The following is a 20,159-nucleotide window of genomic DNA, read 5'->3' on the forward strand; positions in this document are numbered from 1 at the left end:
GAAACAAAACGGTGACTTCTCTGCGCTTGTGTCGGAGCCATAAGCGATGATGGTGGACATGACCGAACCGCCGCCCAGGGTATGGCGAATCGGAGTCGTGGACGACCATGAGCAGATTGTCCGCGGTTTGCGGGCCACCCTCGACGAACAGTCGGATATGGAGCTCGTTGCCGGCGCGGGAACCGTGAATACGTTGCTCGCCATGGCCACCGAGCTCGACCTGGTGCTGCTGGACCTTCGTCTCGGCGACGGGACGTCGCCGATCGCCAACATCGAGGCGTTGCGTGCGGCGGGTATCCCCGTCCTCGTCTACACCTCGGGTGACGAGATGTTCATGGTGCGCCAGGCCGCGAGCGCCGGAGTGATGGGCGTGGTCCGCAAGAATGCCCGCGAAGCGGAATTGCTCGATGCCATGCGGCGCGCGTTGTCCGGTGACACCGTCCCCAGTATCGATTGGGCGGCGGCCATCGATTCCGATCCCGGATTCGTGGATCTGTCGCCGCAATTGCGTCGAGTTCTCGAGTTGTACGCGGCCGGGGAATCGTCGGCGCGGGTGGCCAGAGAATTGAACATCTCCACCGAGACCGTCACCGACTACGTCAACCGCATCCGCGGGCGCTACAACACCGCCGGCCGGCCCGCGCCCACCAAGACAGATCTCTACAAGCGCGCGATCGAGGACGGATGGCTGCCGATACCCCGGCGCTTCCGTCGGTGACCGACGCGCGCGACGAACGCGACGAGCAGGCCGGCCGCCGCATCCTGCGGCTGATGTCGGGCTTCGTCGCCGTCGGCTACCTCGCCTACGCGTTGATGACCTCGTCGTTGGTGATCGACTCGACCGCGGTGATGCAACCCTGGTGGACCGTGCTCGCGGTGATCCTCACCTTCGGCACGGGGTTGGCATTGGGGCCGGCGGGCCGCTGGGCCGATGTCCGTGGCATCCGACTCGTCGCCGCGGTGGCGGCGTGCGGGTACGCGCTGTCGCTGGCCCTGTGGTGGTTCGCGTGGTCGGGAGCCGAACTCAACGTGGTCGGTGGGATCTGGATGTCGCAGTTCCCGGGGCTCGCGGCGATCGCCGCCGCCCTCGCGTTCCGACCGATGATCGCCTTCGGCTACCTGGTCGTCGTCAACTCGGCGGTCATCGTCGTCAGTCACGTCCTGCGGCCGGCCGATCTGAACGGACCGTTGTTCGTCGACATCGCCTGGGGATGTTCCTATTCGCTGATCTTCGTGTCCGCTGCGGTGATGGCCATCCGCACAGCGGGCATTCTCGACCGCACGCGGTCGGAGGCATACCGCGCCACCGCGGCCGCAGCTGCCGCGGATGCGCGGTCGACCGAGCGCAGCCGGTTCGATGCGCTGACCCACGACAATGTGATGTCAACGCTGCTGACGGCGTCGCGTCGCGGCGGATCGCCCGAACTCGCCCAGGACGCGCGGGCGGCACTGGCCGCCGTGGAGCGTGCCGCGGTCGGCGACAGCGCAGACGCTGTGGGCGGAAATGACGCGATCAGCCAGGTGCGGGCGGCGGTGGGGCTGGTGGATCCCACGCTGACCGTGGCCGTAGACGCCGACGATGCGCTGCCAAGCTACCCCGGCGAGGCGGTGTCGGCGATCGCGTCGGCCACCGCCGAGGCCGTGCGCAACAGTCGTCGGCATGCCGGTGCGGGCGCGACCACGACGGTGACAGTGACGGCATCAGCGTCGTCGCTGCGCGCAGAGATCCGCGACGACGGGCGGGGCTTCGACCCGACACACATCCCGGCCTCCCGGCTCGGGATCGCGGTCAGCATCCGCGGCCGGATCCGGCGGATCGAGGGTGGTGACGCCGCCGTCATGTCACGCCCCGGCGGCGGCACCCGGGTCGTCGTGGAGTGGTCGGCATGATCACCCACGACGTGCGCGACCTCATCGGCATGCGACAACCCGGCGCGTGGCTGGTGGCCGGCGCGTTCCTGTTGTCCACCTGGTCCACCATCGGCTACATCGTCGTCCGGCAGCCGGGGGAGTGGTCGCCGGTCCTGGCAGGTGTCATCCTGACCGCGGCGGTCATTGCGATCCTGCAGGTCCCCGGCGATCCGCTGCCGCTGCCGACGACCATCGCGCTGGCCGCGGCCGGGCCCACCGCCTGTGCGCTCGCGCTGTGGGGTTCTTCGGGCCTCGACGCCGGGTGGACGTCCTCGCTGATGGTGATGTGGGCGCACAGCGGGATCACCGCGGTCTACTGCTTCATGTGTGTCCGGGGGCGGTTGCTCGCGCCGTGGATCGGTCTCATCGCGGCCTCTGCCGTCTACGCGGTCTGGGCCGAGAGTCTCGGACGGTCGCCGGTGGGTGCGTTGACGATGGTCGCGGTCAATTTCGCGCCGCTCGTCATGGGCACGCTGTTCTCCCGCACCCTGCGGCCGACCGCGCGTGCGGTGTTCGCCCTGCGCGCCCAGACCATCACGCAGGTGGCACGGCTGTCGGCCGACGCTGCCGCCGACGAGGAACGGTCCGCTCAGGTCGCCGTGCTCGACAATCTGGCGCGGCCGATGCTCGAACGCATCGCTTCCGGTGCGGTACTGACCGCCGACGAGCGCATCGAGTGCGCGTTGCTCGAGGCGCACCTGCGGGACCGGCTGCGGGCTCCGCTGATGTCGGCGCTCGACCTCGACGAGCCGGCCTACGAGGCCCGCGCGAAAGGGGTGGAAGTGGTGTTCATCGACGATTCGGACGCACGCGTCGACGGCCAGGATTCCGATCCGATCGACTCGCGGGTCGCCTCAGCGGTCAGCGATCTGGCCGGCACGGTGCTCGCCGAGGCGCGAGAAGGGCAGGTGTTCGTGCGGGTGGCGCCCCCGCACGGTTCCATCGCGGCTTCGGTGCTGCATCGTCGACGCGACGGCAGCAGTGTGCGCTCCGAGATCGACAAGACCGGCGGCATTCGTTCGTTCAGCTGACCCCTGGCCTGGGGGCACGAAAACATGTGTCTGTTCCTGTATGTGACGGGCGCCTAGTTTGATCTGCAGGAGCTCTGCGCGTGTGAGGAATGTAATGATGACGAACGCAATTGTCCGGGAACACCGTTCATCCCCGGTGCTGAGCGACCGTGAGGTCGATGTGCTGGTCCGGTGGGTCGCCGACCGGCCCATGCGTGAGATCGCCCGGGAACTGTTCATCACCGACGCCACCGTGCGTACCCATCTGGTCCGTATCCGCGGCAAGTACCGCGCCGCCGGGCGTCCGGCCACCACCAAGATCGCATTGCTCGTGCGCGCGATCGAGGACGGCTACACCTCGATCAACGAGATCGCGGCAAGCGTCGGTCGGGCCAACGCGCCGACGGTCACACGCTGTGACGCCGCCGTGCGGCCAGGTCGCCTCGCCGGCTGATCCGGGGCCGGTGTCATCCGGCCGAACGAACCGCGGTGTCACGATTCGCACATTTCGATAACAGAACCGCGCCGAGATCCGGGCGGTGGGCGATTGCGGGCGTCGTTCTTGTCACCATGAGACACCGATCCCGAACCCCCGAACGAGGGCCCGATGACGATGTCTCGTGCCGACACCGACGCGCTCGCCGACGGTGACCCCGCGCGGCGCCCGACGCTGCGCATCGCACTCGCCATGCGCGGCGGGGTGAGCATGGCGGTGTGGATCGGGGGTGCGGTCGCTGAACTCGATGTGCTGCGGCGCGCCCTGCTCGAACCCGACACCGATCCGGTGTGTCCAGACGACGCCTGCCCGGCCGACGCCCGAGCCGCCTGCCCACGCCGGATCGCTCGCGCTCACCGCGCCCAGATCTACCGACAGATGGTCCACGCGGCCGGCCACGACCATGTCGAGTTCGACATCCTCGCCGGCGCGAGCGCGGGCGGCCTGAACGCGATCCTGTTCGCCCTGGCCCAGTCCTACGGCGTGGCCACCGACGACATCGTGCTGCGCATGTGGAAGGACCGCGGCGGACTGTGGGATCTGTTGCGACGTCCGGGAGTGGGTCGGGTGCCGTCGATCCTGCGTGGCGACGACCAGTTCCTCACCATCGCTGCCGACACCCTTGCCGAGATCGCCACTGCCGGCGTCGCCGATGGCACGGCGCAGACCGCGGTGGACCGATTGACCGTGGAGCTCGCGGCCACCGTGTTGCCTGATCCGCAGGAACCGAACCTCAGCAATCAGGCCGGGTTCACCTTCATGCGGCGACCTGGGGGCCTGACGACCCGCTTCTCCACCATCCCGGGCCTCTCCGACGGCCTACTGTCGGACGAGCGGCGTGCACCCGTTCTCGGCCGGATGGCGTTGGCCGCGCGCGCCACGTCGTCGTTCCCCGGCGCGTTCGAACCGGCGTCGGTGCATTCGATCACCGAGGACCCCCACAACCACGACGGCATGCCCGGCGATCACGTGTGGAACATGGCGCCGGTGTTCCCGTACGCCCGGTCGGCCACGCTCGCCGACGATGTGCGCCGACGACTCGGGCGCGACCGCGACCGCTTCGACGTCGTCGACGGCGGGGTGTTCGACAACATCCCGATCGACCGGGCGTTGCGAGCCATTCAGCGCGCCACCGCCACCGAGGAATCACGTCGGCACCTGATCTATCTGGACCCGCAGCCCCCGGCGGCGACATATCCGACCATGTTGCCCGACGACGTCCGCTTCGATCCGGTCGGCGTCGACTGGGTACAGGTCATCCGGGCATCGATGGCGTTGCGCACCCGCACCGAGACCGCCGACGACGAGATCATGGCGGTACAGCAGTACAACGAGCGCTGCGCGTCGGTGGCGCATCGGCTGACGTCGCTGGCCGAGGTGCTCGATCCGGCGGTCCCGACCGACCCCGACTCCTGGCTCCCCGCCTACCTCGACGCTCGGATCGGCCGGGACATCCCGGCCATCGCCGAACTGCTGCGCAATCCTCGAGAACACTTCTGCGTGCCGCCGTTCGGCGGCGCCGACCTCCCCGACGAGCTGCCGGATCCGGACGCGGTACCGGCGGCGGTCACCGAGGTCTACGACGGATTCCGCAGCGACACCGGCAGCGTCGCCCGCGACACCTTCATCTCCGGTGACGTCGACGGCCTTGCCGACACCGCGGTCCTGCTGATCGCCTGGATTCAGGCTCTCGGTCAGCAAGCATCGGCAGACCTGGTGCGCAGCAAGAACATTCTCTATCGGTGCCTGGCCATGCTGCTGTATGTGCGGCACGAGACCACCTACCGCAGCATACTGCTGCGCGACGACGCCACGGTGCTCTTGGCATGTCGGCTCGAGGCTGCCCTGGAAAGTCAGGGTGGTTGGCGGATCGACGACGAGCTCGCGGCGGCGATCACCACGGCCCCGTCCGGCGAAACGGCAAGTGACGGCGAGTTCTACGGACTGCTGGCGCAGATGGGTGCGCGCCGAACCGACGGCGGGACAACACTGTTGCCGACGATCCGCACGGTCCTCGACTCAGAACTGCGATGTATCCGCGCCGCGACGAGCAGCCTGCCTGACCGAGCCGGGCTCGGTATCTACGGGGTACTCGCCGACATCGCCGATCCCAGCGCGTTTCACCTCGTGCGCCTGTGCCTGCCCGCCGGGATTCCGACGACGACGGCGTCGGGGGTGACGTTCTCCACGATCACTGGTGACACAGCGGGAACCGAGGTGCACGGGATCGACCTCACGCCGCTGCGGAAGGCCGCTGCGCGCAAGCAGGTTCAGCAGTGGGTGCGCAAGAAGGTCGATCCGGCAGAGATCAATGCGACGATCATCGACGACCTGGTGACGCAGACCAGGACACTGTCGCGCGCCGACATGAAACTCGCCGGAACCGAGCTGGACCGCTTCGGTGGTTTCCTGTCGAAACGGTGGCGCGAGAACGATTGGTACTGGGGTCGGTTGGATGCCGCCACCGGCATCGTGAAGCTGCTCGGCGACCTGGGCGTGCCCGCGCCACAGCCGAAAGACGATCCGCGGCGGCTCATCCTGGCCGAAGGCGACGAAACATGCCGCACCGGAACCGATCCTGCGGCCGAGTCGTTAAAGCGTCGACTGGCCACGGTGGGCGGGGAGACGTTGCCGGATCTACCCGCGCTGTACCGGTTCGCGCTGGTGTCGCGGATCCTGCCGCTGGTGGTCCGCGGCCTGCAGCCGTCGTCGCGGTCGGGTGGATTGGTGAGTCGGGCGCTGCGCCTGGTGGCGTTGATCCTGGTGCGCCCGTTGGTGGTGATCGCCTGTCTGTTCGCCGACCCGCTGCGCCTCATCGGTGCCCTGGCCGTCACCTGCACCGCGGCGGCACTGTTGGGTGCGGCGGTGACCGGCATGGCGGGGCAGCGGGTTTTTCTGGCGGTGATCATCGTGATCGGTGGGTTGTCGATGGTGCTCGGGCGTGGTGTGCGGCGCCGATGGCGGGTCGTCGCACAGCATTTCGACGCCGCTCGGCCCCAGCGCCTCGACTCGGGAATCCGCGAGAAGCGTTTCGGTGTGTGGCCGCAGGTGATCGCCGACTCCCGACGACGCGCGGCCCGACGCTACTGGGCGAACATGGTGGTGGGTCTGGTGTTCGTGGCCGGCGGGGCCTGGATGTTCCTGCGGCCGCCGTGGTGGCTGGCCGTCGGCTCGGAACTGATGGTGATGGTGGTGGCTGCGTGTGGTCTGTTGGCCTGGTGGTTGTATCGCCGGTCGGTGACCGCCGGACGGCCGGCCCGCCCGTCCGCGGGACGGATCGCGGCGATCGTGGCCACCGGCGTCCTCTACGTGATCGCCGCGATGGGGGCGACGTTGCTCGCCTGGTATCCGTGCACGGAAAATACCGCGAGCGAGGGCTGCGCCGAACCCGCCGACGTCATAGACGCGCTACCGGCCTGGGCAGAGGCGATCCTGCAGTGGGGTGTGGCGCAAAACGGTCATGCCGACCGGCTGATGCTGGCGACGATCGTGACGGTGGTGGTGTCGGCGACGGTCCTCGCGCTGATCAGCGTGTGGGGCTGGACGCCCTGGTACTGGATGACCGGTGAGGCCGTAATCGTCGCCACGCTCGCGCTGCTCGGACTGGTCATCGTCGCCGCTATTGATGGGCTGGCCAACCCGCTGACGGACCTGGCGCCGGTCGCGGTCTGGCTGATCGGCATGGGGGTGCTGCATCAGCTGACCAAACCCATCCACGCCCGGCTGCTGTCGGCGTCGGGACTCGATCTCGTCCGCGAACGCCGACGGCTGTTGGCGGAGATGATCGAGGACTGGCGCACATGACCGCAGCCAACGAGATGAGCACCGCGTGCGGCAGGGAGTTCAAGCCGGCGCACGCGGTGCTCGGTGTTCTCGTCATCCGGCTCACCCGGTTGTGAAAGGGGGGGAATCCACACCCGAGTGAATTGCGGATAAGCCCCGACAAGAACGTTCACCATGCTAACAAACCTCTGAGTATGGGGCCACTCGGCGCGGCCGGAAACGAGCTATGCGTTGCAGCCCAGCAGCGTGGCCTTCATCAACCCGCCATACTGATACGCGTACGTGTACGCCCAGCTCTCCGGTGACCGCGCGTAGCTGCGCGGTACACCGCGCATGATGACCTGGCGGTCGGAGCACTGGCCGAAGATGTAGCGTGCCCGTACCAGGTGGTAGCGCCAGCTCACCACGATCACCGATCGCCATCCGCGGGCGGTGGCCATCTGCTGGGTGAACATTGCCTCGCCGCGCGTGGTGGACGGTTGCGGCGCAAAGCAGATCACCTCGATCGTGTCGGTGCTCGCATCGCAGACCCGGTCCATCAGTTCGCGTTCGGACGGTTTGTACGGCCGGTACGGATCGGAGATCAGCACGGTGTCGGCGTAGCCCTGCGCCGCCAACTCGAGCCCATAGTCCTCGCGACCGTCGTGCTCGCCGCCGAGCACGACGATGGCATCGGCCGGACGCAGCGGGTCGGAGTGGTCGCGGGTGAACAGCTGATACCCCAGCATCCCGACGACCAGCGTGGCGACGAGCACCATGCACACGGCCGCGGCCAACAACGCCTGCCGGCGCCGTCTGCGCCGATTCGGTCCGCGCACCAGGACAGTGGTAGCGCGCATGGGCCAAGGATATTGGCGCCTCGGTCGACACGCCGAACCGAGATGACTAACCGATGACCAATCCCACAGCCGTCAGCACTGCCCACGCCAGCATCGCCTGCCCGGTGATACCCAGCGACGGGATGAGCCGCGGACCGGTGGCGCCGCGACGCACCGGCAGATACGCCGCCCAGATCAGGGGCGCGGCGAGCAAGCCGAGCAGCGCCCACGGGGTGGCCCCGATCAACGCCAGGCTCACCACCGGCGGTACCGCCAGCAGGACCGCGAACAGCACGCGAGTCCGCTTGTCGCCGAGCCGAACCGCGAGAGTGACCTTGCCCGACTCGGTGTCGCTGGGGATGTCACGCAGATTGTTGACCACCAGCACCGCCGACGAGATCGAACCCACCGCGATCGCACACAGCAGGCCGACCCAGTCGATCGAGCCGCTCACCACGAACTGGGTGCCGAGGACGGCGACGAGCCCGAAGAACACGAACACGGCGACCTCACCGAGGCCGATATAGCCATAAGGTTTGCGGCCGCCGGTGTAGAACCAGGCGCCGGCGATGCAGATCGCGCCGATCACCACCAGCCACCACGCCGTGGTGACCGCCAGCACGAGCCCGCACAGTGCGCCGACGGCGAAGCAGGCGAATGCGGCTCGTCTGACCGCGCCGGCCGAGGCCGCCCGCGAGCCGACCAGGCGCATCGGGCCGACCCGGTCATCGTCGGTGCCACGTACCCCGTCTGAGTAGTCGTTGGCGAAGTTCACGCCGACGATGAACGCCACCGCGACGATCAGCGCGAGCGCCGCCTTCCACCACGCCACCTCGCCGAGGTCGCCGACCGCTCCGACGCCCACGATCACCGGTGCGATCGCGTTGGGCAGGGTGCGGGGTCGAGCGCCCTGGATCCACTCCTTCGGGGTAGCCATGCTGTGGATCTTTCCATGAGGGCGCGCACGCGACCGCCGGCGCCACCCTTGTGAGACCGACCACCTCGGACCGCAACTCGGTTCGATAGCTGATAGGTTCCGGTGTGGGATAGCAAAGGCATTCCAGCACAAGCATGTTCACGTACGTCTCGTGTTCACGCAATCTTCGGGGAGATTGAATGAGAAAGACAGTTGTGTCAGGTATCGCCGTACTCACGTTGGTGGGAACAGCGGGTGCGGCCGGGCTGGCTACGGCGCCCGCGTACGCGGCACCGACCGCGTCGGTGACGGCCGGCTCCACACCGACGTTCATCGGACTGGCACCGACCGCCGCCGAGAAGCAGGCCATCAAGGATTCGGTGCTCGCGGCGCTGCAGTCGTCGCCGGTCGCCGAGGAGACCGAGACCGAGAGCGACAGCGCCGCAGACAACAGTGCTACGACGGACGAGTCCGCCGACACCGGGACCGGTTCGGCGGGATCGTCGAGCGGCTCCTCGTCGGGTTCGGCCGACCTCGCTCCGCTGCTTGACGACTTCCTCGACAACTTCAACTGGGCGATCGTCACCGTGCCGTTGATCTCGGCGTTCCTGCAGGCGCAGGGCCTGCCGGCGGTGGTGGCCACACCGCTGGCCCAGCTCATCTGGGGAGCCATCGAGTCCATTCTCCCGGCGCGGGCCGCGTAGAAGGCGACTCTCACCGTCCGGATCGGCTCCGACGCATCGCACCGACCGCGATCGTCGGGGCCGATCTGTGTGTTGGTGGCAGTGTGCTCAACGTCGGCGGTGTCGTCCCTCGGAACGCGCCCGCCAGAGCGTGATCGCCGCGATGATCACGCCGATCACCGACAGCAGGTCCGATTCGGTGACGCCATGGGCGCGGCTGTAGCTCCACAGCACGCGCCCTTCGATGGGGCCGTTGCCCACCACCCACATGCCCGACACCACGACCAGGGCGATCGCCGCCTGCACCGATGGCCGCGCCAGACACCACGCGCCGGTCACGAACAGCAGGTTCAGGATGACCAGCGCGTGGAACGACGCGGACGCGCTCATCGGCCCGAGACCCCGGAGCGGGCTACTGCGCTTCGGGCAGCCCGTACGCCGCCAGCACCGTCTTGGTCCACAACTGCTGGCCGTCGGCGTTCGGGTTCACACCGTCGCGCAGCAGGGCCGACAACTGAGTGTTGTCGGTGGGGAACGCTGAGTTCACGTCGATCACCTGGATGCCCTCGGCGTCCATCGCGGCGGCGAAACCCTCGAGTTGCGCGTCGGCGTTCGCGCCCTGGGCGGGACTCTGTTTGATGGCCACCAGGTCGGCGTCGGGGTATTGCGTGCGCAGTTCGTCGATCAGCGGCTGCAGCTGGGGCGCCAGCGGCTGCGTGGTGTCTTGAGTGTGTCCGAAGTTGAGCATGATCAGGTCTGGCGTCACGTCCGGGGCGATCATGGTGTCCAGATTCTCGAGCGTGTAGTCGGCGTCCCTGCCGGATGCGCTGGCATTCCAGTAACCGACCGGGCCGTTCGGGCCGTCGCCGAGACCCACCATCTCGCCGTAGCTGTTGGTGGCGGTGTTCCAGTACTTGGTGGCCACCGGGCGTTCGAGTGTCTGGCTGATGGACTCGCCGAGTGCCGGAGCCCAACCGTTCTTGTCGGCGCCCGTCGAGTCACCCAGCAGCACGAGCGTTTTCGGGGTCTCCGGGTTGGCTCGCGCATCGTCGACGAACGCCACGGTGGCCGGGGTCTGCATGGCGGTGCTCGTGGTGGGCAGCGACTGCGCGGCCGGCGACGTCGGCGCGGTGCGATTCGACGACACGATCAGTCCGACGACCAGGATGATGACGCACACGCCCATGACGATCCACGCCCACAGGGGCGCCGAATCCCAGATCCGCTTCACAACTTTCGGCATCCCCGCACACTCCAGACTCCGGAATCGACCACAAACCCACAATTCGCCGGTCTGCAGCGCCGGTTTGCTTCAGCGCCGCCCCCGACCGTGTCACTGTAGCGGGCAATCGGCCCGATGTTCTCGGTGAGTCGGCGCCGGTGAGCTCAGCAGTCGCTCGGCACGACGTGCCCGGCGAGGCGGTCGCTCATCCATTTCGCCATCATCGAGCCTGGATCCAGCGAATGTCCCTGTCCTTCACGGCGTACGCGCAGCACCCGGTGGTCGACGTCGCAGGCACGCGTAAGTGTGAGTTGCATTACATCGGGTGGGATGATGTCGTCGCGGCTGCCGTAGAACGCGACGATCGGCACCTCGGTGTGCTCGCGTGGCAGCGCGTAGGACTGCACCGTATCCATCAACTCGTCGGCGGCCGCCGACGTGACGGCGGTGAAGGCCTCGGCATCCGGTGGGGCGGGTTGGGTGGCCAGGGCGGTGCCCGTCGACGAGCACGACAGTGCCGGTGTGACACCCGCTCCGAGATGGTCTGCCGGCGTCACCTGCTCGGCCCCCTGCGCCACTCCCTGGACCAGCAGGGGATAGAGGTAGCGTTGCGCCACCGTCAGCGTCTCGTCCTGAGCGTTGCGCACCAGGTAGGTCGCATCCAGCAACGGTGCCACCGCGACCACCCCGAGCAGTTCGCCGGTGTCGTCGCCGTAGTCCGCGTACTGTTCGGCCGTCGCCCACGCCGCCGAGCCGCCCTGGGATCGTCCCACCGCGAACCACTGCGACCCGATCGACGGCTCCACGGAACGCGCCGCGCGGACCGCGTCGATCACGTTGTAGGCGGCCGTGTGTGGTTCCAGATACGGGTGTGCGGCGCTCTCACCGGTGCGGATACCGAGCCCCTGATAGTCGGTGGTCACCACGGCATAACCGCGACGCAGGAAGTCGTCGACGGCACCGAGGTCGCCGAACATGTCCGGGCGATCCGACGGCGCGCAGTCGCGGCTGATACCGGTGGTGCCGTGCGCGTAGGCGATCAGTGGCCACCCGTCGTCCGGTCGCCGTTCATCCGAAGGTATGAAAACGGCGCCGCTGACCGCGGTCGCTGCGCCGTCCACGCCCGACGTCGAGCGGTAGACGATCCGGGTGATGTCGGTGCCGTCGGGCAGGGCGGCGGCCCACGTGTCCAGGCCGGGGTCGGTGCGCATCACCTCACCGCGTCCGGTGCGGGCATCGGCGCTGATCGCGACCCCCGACGACGTGCTCGCCGGTACCTCGGTGGTGTCGGTGGACGCGCAGGCAGCGGTCATCGGCAATGCGGCCACCATGCAGGCCATCACCGCTGACTTCCACCGCTTTTGCACACGAGAAAGGTAGCCGCTCCGCCGCGATGGGCAACCTCGACCACCGGCAATGCACGCCCGAAGGTATTTCCGCGGTTTGCGTAGACGGGCGGGGTCACCGATTCTGATCGGGTGGAGTTGACGATCGGGGGGCGCGACTCGGCGATCGACGCAATCGCCGACGCCGATACCGAGCCGATCTCCGTCGCTCAACGGCCGTTGAGTCGCCGCAAGTCCGAAGCGCCTGCGCCGGAATATGATCCGCAGGCGGTGGCGCCGCCCGACGACGACGAGGTCTACGACTATCTGGGCCCGCAGATGCGCTGGATCCAGTTGTTCCTGATCGCGGCTTTCGTGCTGGTCGGGTGGTCGATGATTCTTTTCGCCACCGGTCGCCCCTATTTGTGGCCGGTATTGATTGTTCTGGCCGCAAATGTGATCGGAACCACATTGTCGACATTGACCGGTACATACCGGCGCCGGGTGACGTGGCAATCGCATCAGCGCACGATCACCGAATGGCAGACCCACGACGGCTGGCATCCGTCGGTCGACGTGTTCCTGCCGACGTGCGGTGAGAGCCTCGACATCCTGCGCACCACCTACCGGCACGTCCGGGCGTTGCAATGGGCGAGCCCGTTGACCGTCTACGTGCTCGACGACGCCGACCGCGACGAGGTGCGTGCGCTTGCCGCCGACCACGGCTTCCGCTACATCGTCCGACCCGACCGTGGGCATCTGCGCAAGGCCGGCAACCTGCGGCACGCGTACTCGGTCAGCGCCGGCGAGCTGATCGTCATCTTCGACGCCGACTTCTGCCCGCGGCCCGACTTTCTGCAGCACCTGGTGCCCTACCTCGACGACCCGCAGGTGGCCATCGCGCAGAGTCCGCAGGCCTTCGCCACCACCGAGGCGATGAATTGGATTCAGCGCACCGCCGGGGCGACCCAGGAGTTCTTCTACCGCTGGGTGTTGCCGTCGCGCGATCGGATCGACGCGGCCAACTGCGTCGGGACGTCGGCGGTCTACCGCCGCAGCGCGCTCGACGAGGTCGGCGGGTTCGCCGCCATCGAACACTCCGAGGATCTGCACACCGGGCGGCATCTGCAGCAGGCGGGTTACCAGATCCGATACGTGCCGGTGGTGCTGTCGCGCGGGCTGTGTCCGTCGGATCTGGCCGGCTTCCTCAACCAGCAGTACCGCTGGTGTCAGGGGTCGCTGTCGCGGCTGCGCAACGACCACATCGAGGCGCCGCGACGGATGCGGATACGGCAGTGGTTCGCCCACTGGGCGGGCATCTTCTACTACCTCACCACCGCGATGAACGTCTTTTTGTTGTTCCTGCCCGGCATCGTCATGGCCGCGGTGTATCCCGACGATGTGCGACCCGAACAGCTCGTCCCGTTCCTGCTGGGTCTGCGGGTGTATGTGGTGCTGTTCCCGCTGGTGTCGCGCTCGCGGTGGCGGCTGGAGGTGCTGCGCGTACAGATCGCCTACAGCTTTGCCCACACCATCGCCATCTGGCACAAACTGATCGGCCGCGAGATCGACTGGGTGCCGACCGGGGCGATCGGCAAGAGTAACGCGCTGGCGCGGTCGATCTCCTGGCTGGGAACTGTCTCGCTCGGCGGTTCGCTGCTCGCGTTCTGGGGGTTCATCCTGCGCGACATCGTGGTCTATGGGCTCGTCGACTTCTGGATGATGTTCGGCTTCGTTCTCGCCTACACCTACCTGGCCGGCCCCCTGCTCCTCGAGTTCCTCCGAGTCCTCTTTCCCCGCCTGACGCCGGCCTCCGAGCAACGGGGTGCCCCGTTGGCGGAGGCGCCTGTTTCGGAGCCTGCCGACGGCTCACGAACAGCGGTCCAACCGCTCCCGACCCGCACCGACCACCGCCCCCGCTCCACCAACTGGAACCGCATCACCGCGTGGGAGGTGATCGGCTACACCAGCGCGATCGTGTTCATCGGTGCGCTGGCGTTGGGCTGGTTCGACATCATGCTTCCATGGGCGGGCGCGTGACGACAGTCGACGACGAGGCGCCCACTCAACCGATCCGCTCGGTGAGCGACACCCGGTCCCCGGCCGCGAAGACATTCTTCGACGACATCGCCGGCCTGCGTGGCATCGCCGTACTGCTGGTGGTGCTGTTCCACGCGCATGTCCCGTTCGTGACCGGCGGATTCGTCGGCGTCGACATCTTCTTCGTCATCTCCGGGTTCCTCATCACGCGGCTGCTGATCCGCGAATACGAACGCACCGGGTCGTTGTCGTTCAAGGGTTTCTACGCGCGGCGGGCGCGGCGGATCATTCCGGCGGCGGCGTTGGTGATCGTGGTGTCGACCATCGGTGCCGCGCTGACCATGCCGCTGCTGAAGGTCTTCAAACAGGCCATCGATCTGCTCGCTGCCGCAGCGCAAGTTGCCAATTGGCATTTCCTCTCGCAGAACGCCGACTACCTGGCCGGCGCCATCGACGGCAGTCTGGCAACTCATTTCTGGTCGTTGTCGATCGAGGAGCAGCTGTACTTCGTGTGGCCACTGGCGGTGTTCGGCGCCGCCGCCATCGCCTCACGTACCGCCCTGCGCCGCCACGTGTCGATGCGGGTCGCCGTGGGAGTGGTGGTGGGCGCGGTGACGCTCGCCTCGCTGATCGCCGCCATCCGGATCACCCCGACCGATCCAGCCACCGCCTACATGGCCACCTACACCCGCGCGTGGCAGTTCGGTGTGGGCGGGCTGATCGCGGTGGTGGCACCGTTGTTCGCGTTGCGGTGGAAGTCGCCCCGAATCACTGCGGCCGTCGCGATCCTGGTGGGATGGCTCGGCTTCGCCGGCATCATCGTGGCCGCGACGATGATCGACGCCCACACCCCCTATCCCGGCACGGCCGCCCTGTTGCCCACCATGGGTGCTGCCCTGGTCATCGTCTCCGGCCAGCTGTTCCCAGCCTTCGGCCGAGCACCTTCCGCGCCGCTGCGCCCTTCCTCTGGTCGAGTAGCTGCCGAGCCGCTGCGCCCTTCCGCTGGTCGAGTAGCTTCCGAGCCGCTAGGCGAGGAGGCGTATCGAGACCAGTCCCACCGCCCAACCCTCACCGTCGCCCGCCTCCTCGCCACCCCACCCCTGACATTCCTCGGCCGAGTCTCCTACGCCTGGTACCTGTGGCACTGGCCGGCGATCGTTCTCTTCGAAACCGTCACCGGCGCATCGTCGTGGCCAGTTCTGCTGCTGGTCTCGCTGGTCGCGCTGGGTATCGCGACCCTGTCGACACTGTTCTTCGAAGAACCGATCATCAACAACCGCGAGCTGCGACGCAACGCCTCGGCATCGATCTCGGTCGGCGTCACCGGGGTTGTCGTCGGGCTCACCGTCACGATGATCGCCGGCATCCTCACCGTGCAGATCGCCAGCCGCGACACCGTCGCCAATGCCGCGCTCAGCTACCAGTCGGTGTTCGGGAACGAGCGTGGTGAGATGGCGGGGCCAGTGGTGCCCAACCCATTCCAGGCCTACGACGACCGACCCGAGCCGCACGACTGTCTGATCCCGGTCGGCGAGAGCACCGCCGGCCACGACTGCACTTTCGGTCCCGACCATGGCACCCCGGTCGTGGTGTTCGGCGACAGTCACGCCGACCAGTGGTCCGAAGCGATCCGCAGCATCGGCGCCAGCCATGGCTGGCGGATTCATCAGTTCACCAAAGCGGCCTGTCCTGCACAGAATCTGGCGCCGCGTCGCGGAGTCGGCGACCCCTACAACCAGCCGGAGTGCCTCCGATGGCGCGACGGAGCGCTCGCCGACATCCAGGCGGTGGCGCCCCGCATCATCTTCGTGTCATCGTTGTCGACCTACGTGCCCGACCGCGACGACGTGGAGCAGGCCTGGAACGACACGCTGACGGCCCTGCGCGCGACCGGCGCGAAGATCGTCTACATCGCCGACACCCCGTACCCGGGTTTCCAGATCGCCGACTGCATGTCCGGGGCGATGGACAACTGGCACAAGTGCGATTTCGAGCTCGACGGCTTCACTCGCATCGAACCGATCCTCGACGAGCAGGCGCGCGGGCAGAGCACCGATATCCTCACCATCGGCGTCAATGACCTGCTGTGCGACGGTAACCTGTGCTTCCCGGCACGCAACAAGATCCTCTTCTACCGTGACGACTCGCACCTGACCGCGACCGCCGCCGAGGTGCTCGAGCCGGCGCTGGTACGCCAGCTCGACGCCGCGAGGTTCGACTACGGCGGCCGCTGAACAGCCGGTGGAGTTTCACGCGCGCCCAGCGATCAACCGCGCGCGCAGTTTCACGCGCGAGTGATCAACGCACGCGCGAGGACTCTGGTGACGACGGCCGACGATCCGCCCGTGCGTCAATCGGCGATGAAGTGCACCTGACCGAACAGACCACCGGTGCCGCGTTCGCGTTGGCGACGAATCACATAGCGGCCCGGTGCGATTCCGGTGGCGCCATGTTCGGGGTGGATGAGGTAGGCGACGACGTCGTTCTCCAGGATGCCCAGGGCGAGTAGGGCTTCGTCGCGGACCGGCGACGACCACCTGCACCTGCCCCCGTCGGCCACCAGCGTGTGCGGATTACCGCCCGCGGCGCTGCGCAGGAGTTCCACCCCGGACAGTGGTACGTCCACCCGCTGGGTGTGGTTCACCGATCGTACGTCGCCGGCGACGAGGTGATAGGGGATCACCAGCAGGTCGCCTTGCGCCTGCATGCCGTCGATCACCGGGATCGAGGTCGATTGGTCGAGATAGTCGAAGACGCTCAGGCCGCTGCGGTGGGTGAGGTCGGACAGGGTCATGTTCATGTGATCACCGTGGAGGTTGTTGTGGGTGGGAATCGGGAGCTCGGATCAGGTACGTCGGAGGAGGCCCGCGTAGTCGGCCCCGCGGAGGCCGTAGGTCCATCCGGCCGCGTCGACCGCGGTAGAGATCCAGCCGGGGATCTGCAGACCATAGCGGCGACGGCGACCGTCGCGTTCGCGAGATCCGTTGACGGCGAGCAGGATCTTCTCGTTCGTGCGCCATTCGGGCGGCGTCGAGTAGAGCTGCAGAGCACCTCCGGGGTTGCCGGGATCGGGGGACTGATCCACCAATCTCAGGCCGGCAGCATCAATGTAGGTGTCCCAACCGATCCGCTCGATCGCCGTTCGGCGGACCTCGACATTGCGTTCCCGTGCAATCCTTTCCGGTGAGGGATCGTCGATGACCCAGTCCGGAACGACGGTCCCGTGCACGACGTATACGCCCGTACCGTCGACGAATTCCACTGCGCGGCGGTCCGGGTGATGCAGGCGCCGCTCGTCATGGAGGCCGGCCGGCGTTGGTTCGGTGTGGATCGCGATCGGTCGTTCGGCGAGAACGCACACGTCGTCGAACGGCCACCACCAGCCAGTGGATGTGGCGAGAGTCGCCTGGATCTCAACTGTGGCATGGTCGGACGCGGACGCTCGGGCAACGCCGCATCGCCACAGTGCGTCGCAGATCGCGACCCGGTGTGCCTCCTGTTGCCCATACCAGGCGACCACACCGTTCAGTGGCCTCATCTTGGTCCGGATCGTCGCCGCGATACCGCCGAACAGGCTGGTGCGCAACGAGTTCTGCACGGCTGTGTGAATGATCGCCCGCGGATCGATCCCGATGTCGAGCGATTCTTGGATGGTCATCTCGGCAGCCGCGTACGGCGCCACCCGGAGCTCCCGTGCCGCCCGAAGGTCGAGGACCGGAACCCGCTGCCCAGGTCGCTCCCCGGTCACACGCTCGCGAGCTCGGCTGATCCGGTCGGCGATACGGCGCGAGGCGCTGTCGCGTGACAGCGACACGGAGGCTGTCAGTCCCTCGGCCGTTATGAGCTCCACCGCGGCCGGTGGTGAAGTGGTCCAGACGAACTCAGGTTCCGGGTAGCCGCACCATCGATACAGTTGTGCGACAGCGGATTCGGCGGTGTCTCGGTCGGCCGGCAGGGTGCACAGACCGTGTTCGAGCCACGTCGCACGTGCCTCGGTGATCTCTGCTGCCAGATCTGTGGATGAGTGACGCTGAATGACTCGGTGACGAGTCGGCGGGGTGATCACGGCGCTCACGCGATGGTGGCGGTGTCCGCCTTTCCGGTAGTCATAGCAATCAAGAGTGGCACGGGATCGTCTCTCGCGCAATACCCGGTTGCCCAACCTGACGATCGGCCAAAGTTTTCGCGCGCCCAGCGATCACCCGCGCGTGCAGTTTCACGCGCGGGTGATCGGCGGGCGCGCGAGGACCACGCGACCTACCGCACCCGGGCCAGCAATCGTCGTCGGGCCTGGTGACTTGTTTGACGCAGCTTGCGCTTTCGTCGTCGAGTACGTGCGGCGAGTCGTGCCGGGGAGATCGGCTTGCGCCGAACCGCCGCGTCCGCAGCCGGTGGTTTGGTTTCGGCGGGTTGTGGGTCCTCGCTGATCGTGCCGCTGCGGAGGTAGTGTTCGAACAGTTCGCCGACCTCGTGGATCCGGTTGACCTGGGGTGGTCCTGGTGGGCTGCCGTCGAGTGGGTTCAGTGTCCATCCGGCTCGGCCGGCGTCGCGGCCGTGGCGGATGATGCGGGTGGTCCATTGTCCGGGGTTGGGGCCGACCATCCGGTTGTGTGGTGGGCAGGCTGGTGCGGTGGTGTCGATGTCGGTGGTTCCGCCGTCGGCCCAGTCTTTGTCTGCGTGATGGATTTCGACGATCGCGCTCGGATTGGAGCAGCCTGGTTTGGAGCATCCGCTGCCGCCGTCTTGGGCGAAGTGCATCAACCGTTGCGCCTGGTTGGCGAAGCGTTTGGCGGTGCCCAGATACAGCGGTTGGGCGGTGTGATCTTTGAACACGGCGAGGTGGAATTGGGCGCGGGCGGCCATCTCGATGATGTCGGCGATGGGGAGCTGGGTGCCGGTCGCGGTGTGCCCGAACCCGGCACGATCCCGCAGGTCGGTTTCGTTGACCTTGACGATGATGTGTGGCGGCAGACCGCGGTGGCTCTTGCCGAGCACACCGCCGTCGAGGACCAGCTTGAACAGGGCTTCGAGGGCGTCGTGGTTGCGTTGGCCGGTCGATCGATTGTCGCGCCCGGCTGCCTCTTTCAGTTTCTCGATGTCGGCGTCGAGAGTCGCGCCGCGTGGGGAGTCCTTGTCGTCGGGATTGTTCATCCCGGGGGCGGCCATTTTCGCCAGGATCACGTCGAGCATGGCGCGGGTGGTGGGTGTGAGGGCACCGTCGAACTCGCTCATCGATTGGTCGTCTTGATCACCGATGAGTACCGAACGACGCCGGGCGCGGTCGCGTTCATCGGCCAGGGTGCCGTCGGGGTCGATGCGGCTCAACAGTTCGGCGCCGGCCTTCAGGATCTGTTTCGGTGTGAGGGTGCGGGCGAACTCGGCCAACATCGCCTCGGCCTTCTCGGCGACGTCGAGTGGCACCGAGCGGGGAATCTTCTTCACCACTTTCAACACGGCATCGACGTGGGCGGGGGTGGCCGCGCCGTCGGCGACCACCGCGGCCAGTCCCGCATAGCGTGGTGGGGTGAGTTCACCTTGTAGGGAACGGAATTCGGTTAGGGCCCGCATGTGTCGCATGCGGCGGCGGTGATCGGGGATACGCAGATGGTGGGCCATCATCTCGCCGATGTGGCGGTAGCCGAGTTGGCCGGGCACGCCGCGGTCGTTGCAGTCCATCATCCGGCGATGCCCGATCAGACTCATCCGACGATGGGCACGTTCGTGTTGTTCGGCCACATCCAACACCGCGTCATCCATGGCGGGGGTGGTATCGACGGCATCGATACGATCCAACAGGTCATGCAACTGCGCATACAGCTGCTGCACCTCACTGAGCTGATCTGTGCCCGACACTGCGAATTGTGATGTATCGGGACATCGGTGACGTTTCTGCATCTGGACATTGGTGACACTTGGTGTGTCAGGACTTCGGTGACGGTGCGGTCTTCTTGGTGG

General features: G+C 67.3%; 16 protein-coding genes. 8 read left to right on the forward strand and 8 right to left on the reverse strand.

Going from position 1 to position 20,159, the window contains the following annotated elements:
- Positions 1 to 58 precede the first annotated feature (58 nt).
- From ACIGKQ_RS20120 to ACIGKQ_RS20140, 5 genes are all read left to right on the forward strand, one after another.
- Positions 59 to 718: a response regulator transcription factor gene (locus ACIGKQ_RS20120; RefSeq protein WP_235724070.1), complete on the forward strand. Its 660-nt coding sequence runs from the start codon at positions 59 to 61 to the stop codon at positions 716 to 718.
- Positions 685 to 1,890 (forward strand): ATP-binding protein, encoded by a 1,206-nt coding sequence (locus ACIGKQ_RS20125; RefSeq protein WP_396574751.1) that lies wholly within the window; start codon positions 685 to 687, stop codon positions 1,888 to 1,890. The genes ACIGKQ_RS20120 and ACIGKQ_RS20125 overlap by 34 nt, the downstream gene beginning before the upstream one ends.
- The gene (locus ACIGKQ_RS20130) at positions 1,887 to 2,942 is read left to right on the forward strand and encodes a hypothetical protein (protein ID WP_266060111.1); all 1,056 of its coding nucleotides are present in this window, start codon (positions 1,887 to 1,889) and stop codon (positions 2,940 to 2,942) included. The genes ACIGKQ_RS20125 and ACIGKQ_RS20130 overlap by 4 nt, the downstream gene beginning before the upstream one ends.
- Before the next feature lie 97 nt (positions 2,943 to 3,039).
- The gene (locus tag ACIGKQ_RS20135; RefSeq protein WP_266060112.1) at positions 3,040 to 3,375 is read left to right on the forward strand and encodes a response regulator transcription factor; all 336 of its coding nucleotides are present in this window, start codon (positions 3,040 to 3,042) and stop codon (positions 3,373 to 3,375) included.
- A 153-nt stretch (positions 3,376 to 3,528) separates the two neighbouring features.
- The gene (locus ACIGKQ_RS20140; protein ID WP_396574752.1) at positions 3,529 to 7,221 is read left to right on the forward strand and encodes a DUF3376 domain-containing protein; all 3,693 of its coding nucleotides are present in this window, start codon (positions 3,529 to 3,531) and stop codon (positions 7,219 to 7,221) included.
- Between the two features lie 203 nt (positions 7,222 to 7,424).
- Here the strand turns inward: ACIGKQ_RS20140 and ACIGKQ_RS20145 are convergent, their stop codons facing one another.
- Complete coding sequence (locus tag ACIGKQ_RS20145; protein ID WP_235724065.1) at positions 7,425 to 8,039, reverse strand: YdcF family protein; 615 nt, start codon at positions 8,037 to 8,039, stop codon at positions 7,425 to 7,427.
- Between the two features lie 46 nt (positions 8,040 to 8,085).
- Entirely contained in the window at positions 8,086 to 8,955 is an 870-nt protein-coding gene (locus tag ACIGKQ_RS20150; RefSeq protein WP_396574753.1) for a 1,4-dihydroxy-2-naphthoate polyprenyltransferase, read from the reverse strand.
- A 179-nt stretch (positions 8,956 to 9,134) separates the two neighbouring features.
- On the opposite strand from ACIGKQ_RS20150, the gene ACIGKQ_RS20155 reads away from it, so the two are divergent.
- The gene (locus ACIGKQ_RS20155) at positions 9,135 to 9,638 is read left to right on the forward strand and encodes a hypothetical protein (RefSeq protein ID WP_396574754.1); all 504 of its coding nucleotides are present in this window, start codon (positions 9,135 to 9,137) and stop codon (positions 9,636 to 9,638) included.
- Between the two features lie 87 nt (positions 9,639 to 9,725).
- Here the strand turns inward: ACIGKQ_RS20155 and ACIGKQ_RS20160 are convergent, their stop codons facing one another.
- The 3 genes from ACIGKQ_RS20160 to ACIGKQ_RS20170 form a co-directional block, all read right to left on the reverse strand.
- On the reverse strand, positions 9,726 to 10,007 hold the full coding sequence (locus tag ACIGKQ_RS20160) for a hypothetical protein (protein WP_396574755.1): 282 nt from the start codon (positions 10,005 to 10,007) through the stop codon (positions 9,726 to 9,728).
- 22 nt (positions 10,008 to 10,029) lie between these two features.
- Positions 10,030 to 10,860, reverse strand: a complete 831-nt coding sequence (locus ACIGKQ_RS20165; RefSeq protein WP_396574756.1) for an SGNH/GDSL hydrolase family protein — start codon at positions 10,858 to 10,860, stop codon at positions 10,030 to 10,032.
- A 143-nt stretch (positions 10,861 to 11,003) separates the two neighbouring features.
- On the reverse strand, positions 11,004 to 12,206 hold the full coding sequence (locus tag ACIGKQ_RS20170) for a lipase family protein (RefSeq protein WP_396574757.1): 1,203 nt from the start codon (positions 12,204 to 12,206) through the stop codon (positions 11,004 to 11,006).
- Between the two features lie 111 nt (positions 12,207 to 12,317).
- Between ACIGKQ_RS20170 and ACIGKQ_RS20175 the strand changes: the two genes are divergently transcribed.
- Together ACIGKQ_RS20175 and ACIGKQ_RS20180 are read left to right on the forward strand one after the other, a co-directional pair.
- Positions 12,318 to 14,204 (forward strand): glycosyltransferase family 2 protein, encoded by a 1,887-nt coding sequence (locus ACIGKQ_RS20175; RefSeq protein WP_396574758.1) that lies wholly within the window; start codon positions 12,318 to 12,320, stop codon positions 14,202 to 14,204.
- Positions 14,189 to 16,438 (forward strand): acyltransferase family protein, encoded by a 2,250-nt coding sequence (locus tag ACIGKQ_RS20180; protein WP_396574759.1) that lies wholly within the window; start codon positions 14,189 to 14,191, stop codon positions 16,436 to 16,438. The genes ACIGKQ_RS20175 and ACIGKQ_RS20180 overlap by 16 nt, the downstream gene beginning before the upstream one ends.
- 116 nt (positions 16,439 to 16,554) lie before the next feature.
- Here ACIGKQ_RS20180 and ACIGKQ_RS20185 read toward each other — a convergent pair whose 3' ends face one another.
- The 3 genes from ACIGKQ_RS20185 to ACIGKQ_RS20195 form a co-directional block, all read right to left on the reverse strand.
- Positions 16,555 to 17,004, reverse strand: coding sequence for a hypothetical protein (locus ACIGKQ_RS20185; RefSeq protein WP_396574760.1), 450 nt, complete (start codon positions 17,002 to 17,004; stop codon positions 16,555 to 16,557).
- A 45-nt stretch (positions 17,005 to 17,049) separates the two neighbouring features.
- On the reverse strand, positions 17,050 to 18,279 hold the full coding sequence (locus ACIGKQ_RS20190) for a DUF6745 domain-containing protein (RefSeq protein ID WP_396574761.1): 1,230 nt from the start codon (positions 18,277 to 18,279) through the stop codon (positions 17,050 to 17,052).
- A 182-nt stretch (positions 18,280 to 18,461) separates the two neighbouring features.
- Positions 18,462 to 20,057 (reverse strand): HNH endonuclease signature motif containing protein, encoded by a 1,596-nt coding sequence (locus tag ACIGKQ_RS20195; RefSeq protein WP_266060127.1) that lies wholly within the window; start codon positions 20,055 to 20,057, stop codon positions 18,462 to 18,464.
- Positions 20,058 to 20,159: the final 102 nt, after the last annotated feature.

Origin of the sequence: Gordonia sp. NPDC062954 (genome assembly GCF_044543825.1) — a bacterium.
Taxonomy (GTDB): Bacteria; Actinomycetota; Actinomycetes; order Mycobacteriales; family Mycobacteriaceae; genus Gordonia; species Gordonia tangerina.